Annotated in this window: 15 protein-coding genes; 10 read left to right on the forward strand and 5 right to left on the reverse strand. The window is 45.1% G+C overall.

Going from position 1 to position 12756, the window contains the following annotated elements; all coding sequences use genetic code 11:
• Positions 1–71 precede the first annotated feature (71 nt).
• The 4 genes from AC1DOV_RS26725 (at position 72) to AC1DOV_RS26740 (ending at position 3788) form a co-directional block, all read left to right on the forward strand.
• A complete protein-coding gene (locus AC1DOV_RS26725; protein ID WP_477512218.1) occupies positions 72–1364 on the forward strand; it encodes a CapA family protein in 1293 nt (430 codons plus the stop codon).
• Between the two features lie 24 nt (positions 1365–1388).
• A complete protein-coding gene (locus AC1DOV_RS26730; protein WP_441881016.1) occupies positions 1389–2150 on the forward strand; it encodes a glycerophosphodiester phosphodiesterase in 762 nt (253 codons plus the stop codon).
• 79 nt (positions 2151–2229) lie between these two features.
• Complete coding sequence (locus AC1DOV_RS26735) at positions 2230–3090, forward strand: DUF92 domain-containing protein (RefSeq protein ID WP_477512219.1); 861 nt, start codon at positions 2230–2232, stop codon at positions 3088–3090.
• Between the two features lie 203 nt (positions 3091–3293).
• Positions 3294–3788 (forward strand): DinB family protein, encoded by a 495-nt coding sequence (locus AC1DOV_RS26740; RefSeq protein WP_441881018.1) that lies wholly within the window; start codon positions 3294–3296, stop codon positions 3786–3788.
• A 74-nt stretch (positions 3789–3862) separates the two neighbouring features.
• Here AC1DOV_RS26740 and AC1DOV_RS26745 read toward each other — a convergent pair whose 3' ends face one another.
• Complete coding sequence (locus AC1DOV_RS26745) at positions 3863–4591, reverse strand: SDR family oxidoreductase (protein ID WP_441881019.1); 729 nt, start codon at positions 4589–4591, stop codon at positions 3863–3865.
• 188 nt (positions 4592–4779) lie between these two features.
• Between AC1DOV_RS26745 and AC1DOV_RS26750 the strand changes: the two genes are divergently transcribed.
• The gene (locus AC1DOV_RS26750; RefSeq protein WP_430058049.1) at positions 4780–5127 is read left to right on the forward strand and encodes a winged helix-turn-helix transcriptional regulator; all 348 of its coding nucleotides are present in this window, start codon (positions 4780–4782) and stop codon (positions 5125–5127) included.
• 73 nt (positions 5128–5200) lie between these two features.
• Here the strand turns inward: AC1DOV_RS26750 and pepF are convergent, their stop codons facing one another.
• From pepF to AC1DOV_RS26765, 3 genes are all read right to left on the reverse strand, one after another.
• Complete coding sequence (gene pepF / locus AC1DOV_RS26755) at positions 5201–6991, reverse strand: oligoendopeptidase F (RefSeq protein WP_076267058.1); 1791 nt, start codon at positions 6989–6991, stop codon at positions 5201–5203.
• A gap of 194 nt (positions 6992–7185) precedes the next feature.
• Entirely contained in the window at positions 7186–7368 is a 183-nt protein-coding gene (locus AC1DOV_RS26760; RefSeq protein WP_076266818.1) for a hypothetical protein, read from the reverse strand.
• 132 nt (positions 7369–7500) lie between these two features.
• Positions 7501–7734 carry a hypothetical protein gene (locus tag AC1DOV_RS26765; protein WP_076266819.1) on the reverse strand — a complete coding sequence of 78 codons (234 nt, stop codon included), beginning with the start codon at positions 7732–7734 and terminating at the stop codon, positions 7501–7503.
• A 146-nt stretch (positions 7735–7880) separates the two neighbouring features.
• Between AC1DOV_RS26765 and AC1DOV_RS26770 the strand changes: the two genes are divergently transcribed.
• The 3 genes from AC1DOV_RS26770 (at position 7881) to AC1DOV_RS26780 (ending at position 9877) form a co-directional block, all read left to right on the forward strand.
• On the forward strand, positions 7881–8582 hold the full coding sequence (locus AC1DOV_RS26770; RefSeq protein WP_477551465.1) for a class I SAM-dependent methyltransferase: 702 nt from the start codon (positions 7881–7883) through the stop codon (positions 8580–8582).
• Between the two features lie 83 nt (positions 8583–8665).
• A complete protein-coding gene (locus AC1DOV_RS26775; RefSeq protein WP_054024152.1) occupies positions 8666–8863 on the forward strand; it encodes a cold shock domain-containing protein in 198 nt (65 codons plus the stop codon).
• 294 nt (positions 8864–9157) lie between these two features.
• Positions 9158–9877, forward strand: coding sequence for a YebC/PmpR family DNA-binding transcriptional regulator (locus tag AC1DOV_RS26780; protein ID WP_441881021.1), 720 nt, complete (start codon positions 9158–9160; stop codon positions 9875–9877).
• 133 nt (positions 9878–10010) lie between these two features.
• Here the strand turns inward: AC1DOV_RS26780 and AC1DOV_RS26785 are convergent, their stop codons facing one another.
• Positions 10011–11198, reverse strand: a complete 1188-nt coding sequence (locus AC1DOV_RS26785; RefSeq protein ID WP_083681702.1) for an MFS transporter — start codon at positions 11196–11198, stop codon at positions 10011–10013.
• 134 nt (positions 11199–11332) lie between these two features.
• On the opposite strand from AC1DOV_RS26785, the gene AC1DOV_RS26790 reads away from it, so the two are divergent.
• Together AC1DOV_RS26790 and AC1DOV_RS26795 are read left to right on the forward strand one after the other, a co-directional pair.
• Positions 11333–11650 (forward strand): hypothetical protein, encoded by a 318-nt coding sequence (locus AC1DOV_RS26790; RefSeq protein ID WP_076266822.1) that lies wholly within the window; start codon positions 11333–11335, stop codon positions 11648–11650.
• 23 nt (positions 11651–11673) lie between these two features.
• On the forward strand, positions 11674–12756 hold the full coding sequence (locus AC1DOV_RS26795; protein WP_441881022.1) for a tetraprenyl-beta-curcumene synthase family protein: 1083 nt from the start codon (positions 11674–11676) through the stop codon (positions 12754–12756).

The following is a 12756-nucleotide window of genomic DNA, read 5'->3' on the forward strand; positions in this document are numbered from 1 at the left end:
TGGATCATTGCTATAATGGAAGAGTCTAGCTATTCATAGACTTTGATTCTATTAAAGAGGAGCCATCTTCCATGCACATATCACGTTCTGAAACGCATCAGCAGGATAGGTCTAAACGTAAAAAGAGGCTTCGAAGACTCATTTTCGTTAATTTGTCGCTGCTAGGCATCATTATAATCGTATTAGGTGCCTGGCTTGCGGCTGAAAATTCAGATAAGCTAAAAGGTTTGTTAAGCTTCGCAGGTGATTGGAATAAAGGACAAAATCAAACGGTTAACACAGGTGATAAAGGGTCAGAAAACGAGCCGGATTTAACAGAAGACGTCGATTTGTCTGGAAATGACACAGAATCCAATCTACCGAATGAAGAGGAAGATACTTCTGCTATAACGGATCCTAACGGAGCCGGCAGCGAGGAAGAGAGAGTCAGCCTTTCCTTTGTAGGGGATTTACTCGTTGCTGATTATGTGAGCGCCATCACTGCCCGTGAAGGCTATGAGTATCTCTATCAACCTGCCATGCTTTACTTAAGCGAACCGGATCTGACGGCTGGCAATTTGGAATTTCCAGTAACGAAGCGTGGTACTCCGGTAACCGGAACGCCATATGTGTTTAAAGGTTCGCCTGATGTTCTTCCATCGATACGTAATGCAGGCTTTGATGTTTTGAGCTTAGCCAACAACCATGCGCTTGACCAAGGCGTTGAAGGTATGCTCGACACGATGAAATATTTGGATGAAGCAGGCCTATCGCATATGGGGGCGGGCAATAATGATACCGAGGCGTTCACTCCGGTGATCAAAGAGGTTCGGGGCATTAAGGTAGCTTACATCGGACTGAGCAAAGTGGTTCCGTTTTCTTCATGGAAAGCGGATAAAAATACAGCAGGATTAGCTGAAACCTATGATACTCGGCGTGCGACGGAAGCGATTGCGAAAGCAAAGAAAGAAGCAGATATCGTTGTCGTGATGGTGCACTGGGGCAAGGAACGAGTGGATCAGCCCGAGCCGTATCAAAAGGATTTTGGCAAACAATATATCGATGCGGGAGCAGATCTGGTGATCGGAAGCCACCCGCATGTGCTGCAAGGCTTCGAAATGTATAAAGGAAAATGGATTGCATACAGTTTAGGAAACTTTATTTTTAGCTCATATCCCAAGGAGACAGCGGGCGAGACCGGTGTTCTTGACGCTTTATGCACTAAAAACGGGGATTGTGAGATGACGTTTCATCCGATGTTTACAGTTAATGCGCAGCCTACTCCATTAGAGGGAGAAAAAGCAAAAGCGTTACTCGATCGGCTAACATCGGTCTCCTTTGGCGTAAAGCTGAATGAGGATGGACGCATTGCACCTGAACAATGAGCCGAGTGAGAGGATGATCGTTTAATGAAAAATCCGTGCGTAGCGCACCGAGGCTGGTCTAGCCGCGCGCCGGAAAATACGATGGCAGCTATACGGTTGGCGCTCGCTGATCCACTAATTGAATGGATTGAAATTGATGTTCATCTTTCAAAGGATCATGTACCGATGGTTATTCATGATTACACGCTGCGCAGAACGACAGATGGAAAAGGCGATGTGAAAAAAAAGACGGCTGACGAGCTTGCAGCACTGGATGCGGGCAATTGGTTTTCACAAAAGTATCAAGGCGAGCATATTCCGACCCTTGCTCAGGTGCTTAAAGAATCAGTCGGACACTGCAAGCTTAACATCGAGCTGAAGACGGACGGCATCCGTTATCCGTTGATCGAGCAGAAGGTGCTTGAATGTATACAGGCATATCAAGCGGAAAGTGAAGTAGTCATCACGTCCTTTCATGAAGGTACATTATACCGAATGAAGCGCCTATGCAGCCAAATTCGTACCGGTATTATTATTGACGGCTGGCGGAATTCGCTGCCTAAAGAGCTAAAAGAGCTTGGAGCAGATTTTTTGTCGATCAGCTATTCCAAGCTAAACAAGGAACGAGTCGAACTATTGAAAAATGCAGGCATTCAAATTATGGCCTGGACGATCAATGAGAAACGTGCGATCCGTAAAATTGCTGCACTTGATCCGGAATTATTAATATGTACAAATTACCCGGAACGCTGGCATGAGCTGCGGGCTGAAAGCATGGAATTAGAAGTAGTAAATAGAAAAAAATGATTAAAAATAATAAATAGAGTGCAAGGGATAAGATAGCAAGCATGTATGGGTTGTGTATAAGCAGGAGGTTGCTCGCTAGATGGTAGGATGGATAGATGAATGGTGGTTGCGTCTGATTATCGGCTTAGTGGGCAGTTGCTTTATTGCAGCAGCAGCCTATCATGTGAAATCATTGTCCGCTTCAGGCGCGTGCTCGGCGATCATAATGGGAACCGGCTTCGTAACACTAGGTGAACCGGTCTGGTTTGGGTTATTGATCGGTTTTTTTGTTTCATCAAGTGTATGGTCGAAGTGGAAGAGAAAACATAGAGCGAAGGAAGCTGCCGAAGCCAAATATGCGAAGACTGGCCGCCGTGATGCAGGGCAAGTATGGGCAAATGGCGGCGTAGGACTCCTATTATGCGCCGCTCATGCAATCTGGCCTGATGAGGGGTGGCTGTTCGCTTACATAGGCGTGATGGCTGCTGTAAACGCGGATACATGGGCCACGGAGATCGGGGCCTTAAGTAAGACGGCGCCGCGATCGGTGACGAGCGGCAAGCCGGTCACGCCTGGAACGAGCGGCGGTGTCACGCCGCTCGGCAGCGCAGCAGCGCTCGCAGGCGCCGTGTTCATCGGCGCCGTTGCCGCGCTGCTGCTTGCGGCCCCGCAGCCAGCAGAGGCTGCTGCGGGTACGCTTGGCGGCTCGGCGGCGGTATATATCGCCGCCGCAGCCGCCGCTGGCCTGGCCGGGGCGTTCGCCGACTCTTTGCTCGGCGCAACCGGCCAGGCCATGTATCGCTGCCGGGTATGCGGCAGCGAGATCGAGCGCGCCGCGCATTGCGGCAGTGCGGCGGAGCAAGTGCGCGGATTCGCCTGGCTGAACAACGACAGAGTGAACCTTATGTCGTCGTTATTCGCAGGCGTGCTAGCATGGGGGATCGGTCAAGTTTTTCTGTGACCGATGCGAGTAGTTATTGTGAAAAGACTGATCAGGATGAAGAAATTCTCCTGATCAGTCTTTTTTTCAATCTACACGATGATCAACCCTATCAATAACCACAAAAAAAGGTAATCTATGTTATTGTTATCCTATATCTATCTCGTTAAAATTTACATAAATATGTAAATGAAAAGACTTCCAATACACAAGGAGGGACTCTTATGAACGATAGTTTTAATCGAGAGTGGTTAACCAATAAATTTGAAGAAATCAGAAAAAGAATGCTGAAGGCGATCGAACAGCTTGATGATGACCAGTTGAATTGGCAGCCTGATCCATCAAGTCACAGCATATCGATGTTGATCAATCACATAGATGGCAATATTGAAGAGAGAATCGTAAAAGGTATTTTACGTGTAGATATTAAGAGAAGCCGTGACGATGAGTTCAAAGCTGAATATGTAAAGAAGGCAGCCTTGCAAACGATCATTCAGGATAGGCTGCAGCTGGTCATCGATACGATTCAGACGATTTCGGATGAAGCGTTGGGACAAACCCAAACAGTGAGGAACCGGGAAAGAACGAACTTGGATATGCTGCATCAATGTGCTGCCCATTATTCTGAACATATGGGACAACTATTCTATATTGCAAAACTATGTTTGAAAGAGGAATACACATCCACATCAGTGGTTCGCCCAAAGTCATACGAATAGATTTCAGAACCAAAAGATTCCTTGCCATTGCTAAGGAATCTTTTGGTGTTATCCGAGCTCTACAAAATACCTGCTTAACGCAAAATATATCCGCCATCAGGGAAAAGGGTGCTTCCAGTTGTATACGCATTAGTCATTAAATAAATCGTAGTATGGGCTGCATCGTCTGCTTGACCGATTTTGCCTAACAGATTGATTTTTGCATAGGCATCATAAGACTGGTCTCTGACTTCCTGTTCTGCACCTTCCCAGTTGAAATTCGTATGGATGGTGCCGGGAGATATAACGTTGACACGTATGGGAGCAAGTTCAACCGCCAGCGCTTTGCCAAGACTTTCGATAGCCCCGTTGCAGGCAGCATAGGAAGCGCCGCCCTCAAGCGGCCGTTGGCCAAAAGCACCGGACATGAGCACGATTGAGCCATTCGAGTTAATAAATGGAGCAGCGTATTTCACCGCATTGTACTGCGGCCAAAATTTTGAATTAAAGCAGCTGTGTGCAACCTCAGCACTTGATGTAATTGGACCTCGAACGTAGGAGGCACCCGGTGTAAATAAATGGTCGAAATGACCGATCTGCTCGAAAAAAGACTGAAGCGCCAGTTCATTCTTGTTATCTAATGCATAGGCTTCAACATGCTCATGACCTAAGTACTGCCGTGCAGCATCCAACCTTTCTTTGGACCGGCCGGCAATGACAACTTGAGCCCCTTGCTCTATTGCTTGTTTTGCAGTCGCTAAGCCAATTCCTGAGCTTCCTCCGATAATGACGATCCGTTTATTTTTTAATGAAAAATTAGACATGATCATATTCTCCTTTTGCAGTCAAATCACTTCTAATGTTTATTATTCATGACAAAAACAAGACTGCCAAGTACGCACTTTGTTCGTACTTAGTACGAAAAATCGTACTAATCATAAAAAAATATAATGACTGGAACAAACGTGCACATGCAAATAACATGCGATATGATGATAGTGGAGGTGATACGATGATTACGGATTTGAAGGAACCGAGGCTAAAAGGTGTACTTACCACCCTTCATATGATTGGCGGGAAATGGAAGCCGCTTATATTGTTTATTTTATTAATTGACGGGACCAAACGATTTGGTGAACTAAGACGGCTTATTCCTGAAGTCTCGCAAGGCACGCTGGCGAAGCAGCTTCGAGAGCTCGAAGAGGATGAGCTCATTACCCGTGTTATCTATCAAGAAGTGCCTCCGAAGGTGGAGTACAGCATTTCTGAACACGGGAGAACACTGACCTCGGTGCTGGACAGCATGTGCGGCTGGGGTAGGGAACATTTGGCTTATGTTAATACGAAGGAAATGAAATAATCAATCCAGCTCCTCAAAAATAAACAGCAAAAAGACCGTCAAGCAGGCTTGACGGTCTCTTTGCGTATTTCGGTTATTTCGTCAATTGCTCCATTTGACCAATAAGCTCTTCAAAGACGCTCATTGCTTGCTCAATTGGCTCAGGTGAAGACATATCCACGCCGGCTTTTTTCAAGATATTAATCGAGAAGTCTTTGCCGCCGCTTTTGAGGAAGCCAAGATAACGCTCAACCGCAGGCTCGCCTTCCTCCAAAATTTGCTTGGAGAAGCTGGTTGCAGCTGAGAAGCCCGTTGCGTATTTGTACACATAGAAGCTGTTATAGAAATGGGGGATACGAGCCCATTCCATTTCAATGTCTTTATCTACGACCATGCCTGAGCCGTAGTACTGAACGTTAAGATCATAATAGATTTTGCTAAGGTCTTGCGGCGTTAACGAATCGCCTTGCTCCGTGCGCTCATGGATGATTTTCTCGAACTCTGCAAACATCGTTTGACGGAATACGGTTGTGCGGAACTGATCCGCATAATAAGTGAGCAAATACATTTTTTCTTTTGGATCAGTTGATTTGTTAAGGAGATAATCCATCAACAAAGCTTCGTTTAATGTTGAAGCAACCTCAGCAAGGAAAATCGTATATTGTGCGTCGCGGTAGTTCTGATTTGTATCCGAATAATGGGAATGCAGAGCATGACCCATTTCGTGCGTCAATGTGAACATGCTGTTCAAGTTGTCATTATGATTGAGCAATACATACGGATGCGTGCCGAAAGCGCCCCAGCTATAAGCACCGCTGCGTTTGCCTTCATTCTCGTACACATCAATCCAGCCATTGTCGAAGCCCTCTTGCAGCACCTTCAAATAATCTTCGCCCAGTGGCTTCAAGCTTTCTTTTACTGTTTTTTTGGCTTCCTCATACGTAATGTCCATTTTGAATTCGTCAACGAGCGGTGCGAACAAGTCGTACATATGCAGCTCATCCAAACCGAGCAGCTTTTTGCGAAGCTCCATATAACGATGCATCAACGGCAGGTGCTTATGAATGGTGTTGATGAGGTTTGTATATACTTCCTGCGGAATGTTGTCACCATAAAGGGACATATCCAGCACGGAGTCATATTTGCGAGCTTTTGCATAAAAGCTGTTTTTTGTAACGTTAGCCGTCAATGTTGTAGCAAGTGTATTTTTTAACTTGCCGTATGTTTCGTACACTGCTTTAAATGCCTCGCGGCGTACGTCTTGGTTTTTGCTCTCAAGGAACTGTATGTAACTGCCGTGTGTCAGCTCAACCAATTCGCCTTTTTCGTTTTTCACTTTTGGGAATTTGAGGTCTGCATTGTTCAGCATGCTGAAGATTGTGCCGGGAGCGGAGCTCATATTGCCTACTTGTGCAAGCAGCGCTTCCTCGTCTTTGGATAAAATATGAGCTTTCTGGCGACGCATTTCTTCGAGCGTATGGCGGAATTTGGCAACGGATTCGTTCGTTATCAATTGCTCCAGCTGCTCATCGGATAGACTGAGAACTTCAGGTGTGATGAATGATAATGCTTCGCCGGATTCCACACTTAGTTTTTTGGATTTCTCGGATAGAGCCTGATAAGTAGGTTCAGCCGTATCCTCATGATGCTTCATATTTGCATATACATAAAGCCGTTCAACATGCAGTGACAATTCGTCTTCAAGCTCGAAGCAAGCTTTAAGCTGCGCGACGTCGGCTAATTTGCCTTGGTATTCGGATATTTTTTTGATTAATCCTTTTGCTTCTGCATATTCCTTGTCCCATGCCGCTTGGCTTGCAAAAATATCCTCTAGCTTCCAGCGGGTCTCAGGTGCCGATTCTGAACGTTTAGGTACGTGATTCATCGAATTCCTCCTTGGTATGGATAAGGTTGGTAAAGCATGCTCTGCATGTGCCGCGGTCTCATTTGTAGCGGTAGCACCTGGCACGAGGCTTAAAACAAGCAGCAGGGGAAGCCATTTCATCCAGTTATCACCTCAGGACACAGTTTGTTTCTACTATGTCCGTACGGGATAACGAATATTCAGCTGCCTGCCGGCTAAGCTGTACCCATTGTGAAAAAAGCATATACGATCAGAAAAAACGCAAATGCAATAAATCCAATGGATACAAGTGCAAGACCTCTGCGTATGCCAGGAGGCAAGGTATCTCGTTTCATGATAACGATGGCTCCTAGCGCGAAGGCTGCAATAATGAAAATAACTGAAGCGGTAGCATCCATTTGAAGGTAAGTCCTCCTGATTGTAAGCTGGCCTCAAAAGGCAGCATTCTAATTTTACCTATGCACAAATGCGTAACGATATGTTCGCCGCGCTGTGTGAAATATCCTGCTGATTGGTTAGAAATAGACTGCTTATACTTCCTTTAGCGCACTCATAATGGATGCTAGTTCATCTTCGCGTCCAACAAAGTCGGCTGCGCGAAACCGATTCTGTGCCCAGTGAAGCATCTCAGGGCGGCTAATAAAAGTATGTGTGTCCTCGCCCCATTGATCAGAAATTTCCCGAACAATAAGTGTTTTGCCTTGAACTTCAACCGTCAACATATTGTATTTGTCGGTCTTGTAAATTTCGTGTTTCTTAAACATGCGTAAATTCCACCCTTATAGTAGTTAATTATGGTATTCTTATCATCATAGCCATTATGGCGGCGGTAATCAATACGACGCTGCAAGAAGAAGCTATAGCTGTAACGAGAAAAGTTGAGATGAGACGAGCAGAGGAGAGTGCAAGAATGAGTAAACAGGGCTATGAGCAAATGGGAGTCGCTATGACTTGCAGAAGCTACGAAGAGTATTTAAGGATGTTTGATTTACAGCAGGAGGATCTTGCTAAAGGGGAAATTCTTGATGTTGCAGCCGGGGGTTCGTCATTTACTGCAGAAGTAAATGAGAGAGGTTTTTCAGCAACTGCTGTTGATCCGCGCTACGGGGCAGGAATTGAGCAATGGATCTCTGAGGCAGCTGAGGAAATCGAAACATCAACGGCGAAGATTGCAAAAATTCAAGTGCATTTTGACTGGAGCTATTACGGGTCGGTTGAGAATCATCGAGCTGGACGCGAAGCATCCATTGAACGATTTAAAGCCGATGTATTAAGAAACGAGAATAAACAAATCTATATAGATGGCAAGCTTCCAGAGCTGCCCTTCAAGGAGAATCGCTTTTCACTCATTTTGTGCAGCCATTTTATGTTTTTGTATGCGAATCAATTTGGTCATGAATTTCATTCGCAGGCTGTTCTGGAACTGATGCGTATTTGTAAGCCAGGCGGTCAAATTCGAATTTATCCGCTTATATCGCTTAACTGGGAACCTTATTCGGAACTAGATAACCTGATTGCGATGATAGCTGCTAACGGAGGGCGCACAGAGCTTGGAGAATCCAACCTTCCGTTTATCCCTGGATCTAGTCAATATTTGAAAATTTTACTTTAATTGCTTTTTTGAAATGGGATAGCTATAATAATTTTACTCGCACGTTCAAATAAAACGGCGGTCATATTTAGGAGGTTGTTCACTTGAAAGGAACAGTTAAATGGTTTAATGCAGAGAAAGGCTACGGCTTTATCCAAACAGAGGGCGGAGAAGACGTATTCGTGCATTTCTCAGCGATTCAAAGCGATGGCTTCAAATCTTTAGATGAAGGGCAAGCGGTTGAATTCGACATTACTGAAGGTAACCGCGGTGCTCAAGCGGCCAACGTCATTAAACTATAGGAAAATGTGCGAATGGAGAGGGCTCCCTGGAAGCGGGGAGCCCTTTTTTAATATGAACATATTACCATTATTAGTATTTTTAAATTTTATTGTCAGCCTTTTATAAATAATCAAAGCATTTTTTATATATTTTGAAGCTGGGCTATTAAACCATCATTAGGATACGAATTTCTAAGCCATAATCAGATCAATAGATAACGTGAAATAACCGCCGTTTGCGCTTGCTTTCATTGACCAAGACCTATTTGCAATGATAAACTGTTGCTTGGAAACTTTGTCAGGGGAGCGAGCATAATGAAATTTAAATTGTTCAAAGACCGTAAAGGAAAGGCCGATCAGGCTAAAAATAACAAGTTCGTCAAGCTTGGACGTGAAATTTATGTACAAGCCCGCAGAGGCGGACCAAACCCAGATTCGAACTTTGGTTTGAAAACAGCGATTGCCAACGCAAGAGCGGAGCAAATGCCAAACGATAATATCGAGCGTGCGATCAAGAAAGCAGCTGGTGCAGGCGATGGCGTCGAGTACGATGATATTATGTATGAGGGTTATGGCCCAGGCGGCGTAGCTATTATGGTTAAATGCTTGACGGATAATCGGAATCGTACGGCAGCTGACGTTCGTTCTGCGTTTAATAAACGTGGCGGCAATATGGGTGAGAGCGGCTGTGTAGGTTATATGTTCGACCATAAAGGATTGCTTGTTGTCGATCGTGAAGCCCATGAGACAGATGAGGATACGATGATGATGGTTTCGCTTGAAGCCGGAGCTGAGGACGTTATTGTCAATGACGACAGCTTTGAGATTTTGACACATCCGCATGAGTTCGAGCAGGTGAAAAATGCGCTTGAGAAGGAAGGCTACTCCTTCGTAAATGCTGGCGTGCGCTGGCTTCCGCAAACGATTGTTAAAGTCGATGGCGAAAATGCGGAGAAGCTGCTTAAGATGATGGATGCTTTTGAAGATAACGACGATGTGCAGGATGTATACTCCAATTTTGAAATTGTAGAATAGTATCTGCTTAAGCAATAAAAAAGGGCTGCTCCAAGCGTAGGTGATACGCCTTCTGGAGCAGCCTTTGTTTAACTATAAGAAATGATTTCATTTGTGACGCGGAAGTCATATTGCTTGGTAGAAATAGAGATCGTTATCGGTTCGTACGACTGAAAAAATATCTTGTTAGGAAGGCAGCCGCTGCAACCAGTGCTAAGGCAGCTCCCATACGGAAGAAGGTCTCGCGTCCGAAATGCTCATAAATATAACCGCCAAACATACCGCTGATCACACCGGCAAGTCCAGTCCAGACAACGGCATAAACGGCTTGGCCGGATGCGCGGAACTCGTCGGGAATCAGGTGGGACAAATAACGCAGCGCAGTTGAAAAATAAATGCCGAACGAAACGCTGTGCATGGCTTGGGTAGCAATTACCCAGCGTGGATCTTGAATATCGCTAAGCAGCCATAGTCTGACAGCATACATGATGGATGCGATCATAAGCAGCGGCAGCTCCTTAAATTTATGGCCGTATTTGCCGAGTAGAAACAAGATCGGAATCTCGCTCATCGCGGACACGAGCCATGCAAGTCCAACCAAAGAATCGCTTGCTCCCATTTGGCGCATGGTGACGGCAAGAAATCCTTCGTACATACGGTGCGGGATCGAAATGGTCAAAATAATTAAAAAGAACAATAGGACATCGCGCTGGCGAATAAGCTTAAAGAATCCAGAAAAATCGATTTTCCGAGCGCTTCCTTGATAGTCTCTAATTCTCGTCGTTAAGGCGAGGGTGATGGCTATGGTACAAAGTGCTAGCGGAAGCGTCCACTGTGAGCCAATTTCTTTTAGAATAAGTCCGAACGTATAAGCCGTTACTGCAAAGCCAAGCGAGCCGAATATGCGTATTAAAGCGTATGGCGTTCCGGTGTATTGACTTGATAATAAAAGCAGACTGTCACTTAATGGATTAATAGGTGTCTGAAAAAAATAAAAGCCCATCATAACTAGGCAAACAAGAGCAAAGTTTTCAATAGGGAAAAGCAATGAAATCATGACAAGCTGTCCAAATAACAGAATCATAAGCAGTTTTTTTATCGTTCTGAATTTGTCGCTGGCTATCCCAAGAAGGATATTCGCAAAGATTGATATGAACGGTCCTGTTGAGTAAATAATTCCAATTTGCTGCTCAGAGAAACCTCTATCCAAAAAGTATAACGGGATAAAGGAAACAACCATCGCAGCGGTAGAATAAGAAGAGAAGCTGTAAATTCGTAGTGAAAGTGTTTCCTTGCGTGCAGTCGAAGAGCGCTCTGCTGGCGCAATCTCAGATGTGTCCATCTTTTAAAGCTCACTCCATCTCTTTACAAAAACAATATGGTTCTCAGTATAACATGGATTAGTTATCGAACCAATGAGATTTGAAGCTGGATTATTATGAGCTGAGATGATACATTTAGAGGCGGAGGTTTACAATGGGTGCTTATCGTTTTGACTGGAATGAACGGCTTCGGATCCGTATTCCCGTGCTGGAAATGGAATGGGAGCAGTATGCAGCAGCTGTGCAGCTTGCGATCGTAGAGCAGTGGGAACTCATTCGTGGGACGATCCCCGATCGCGTGAAAGAGTTTGAAGCGTTCATCAATGAAAAGCAGGCAAAGCTGTTTGAAGAAGATAGCTTTGAGCAATCCTGTATACTAAACTATGAAATTGCCGATTATGCAAGTAGGATAAACGACCTTCATATTTGGTATCGCCTAGAGCAGCAATTAGAGCCGCGCTGGCATTCATGAACGATTTTGAGGAGAGGTGCATCATGAGATTGACGACTTTGACAGGCCATCGAGTGCCCCAGAGCCCACTAAAGCTCATGCATCGCGTATATAAATATGTACTTCCCGAAGTGGCGCGAGAGCTCAAGCAACATCGCGTATTTGCACTGCGAATACCAGATGCTGAGCTGCGAACACAAGCTCTTAGCAGTATGGATAGCAAGAAGTTTCATTGCCAAGGCGGCGGAGTATATGCAGCGGCGAACTTAGAGCACAGACATGTGCTCATACCGTTAATTGTTGCGCTGCAGACCATTAGCGACTATTTGGATAATCTATGTGATCGCAGCACTTCTCTTGATCCGAATGATTTTCGATTATTGCATCAATCGATGCTCGATGCCGTCAATCCCGAAGCTCAGCTTCAGGATTATTATGCATTTCGCGATGAAAAAGATGATGGGGGTTATTTGCATCACCTGGTACGAACTTGTCAGATCCATGTCGCGCAATTGCCTTCCTATGGAAGTGTTCAGCAGCATGTGATCGAGCTAGTCACTTTATATGGCGATTTGCAGGTGTACAAGCATATACGCAAGGAATTGCGTGAGGAGCATTTGTTTGCATGGTGGGAGCAGCATCGAGGGAACTATCCAAACCTGAAATGGAATGAATTTGCTGCGGCATCAGGTTCGACGCTGGGCATGTTTATGTTGTTTCTAGCCGCAAGCGAGCCATGCTTATCCACGCAGGACGCTGCAGCGATCAAAAATATTTATTTTCCGCATGTTTGCGGACTTCATATCCTGCTCGATTATTTAATCGATCAAGAAGAGGATCAAGTAGGCGGAGACCTTAATTTTTGCAATTATTATGATAATGACAGTCTGCTTGTTGAGCGTCTCGGTACGATTGTGAACCGAGCGCGTGAGGATGTGAAGCAGCTTCCTGCTTCTCGTTTTCATCGTTTGATTATTGAAGGGCTCTTAGCCTTATATTTGTCAGACCCGAAGGTTCGCCACCAGGCGGATGTCAGAAATGTTTCTAGGAGGCTAATGAAGAACAGCCCGCTTACGCGTCTGTTTTTCCTTATTAACAGCATCTGGATTCGGAAACAACAGGCTTAA

Source organism: Paenibacillus sp. 01T47, assembly GCF_056398245.1.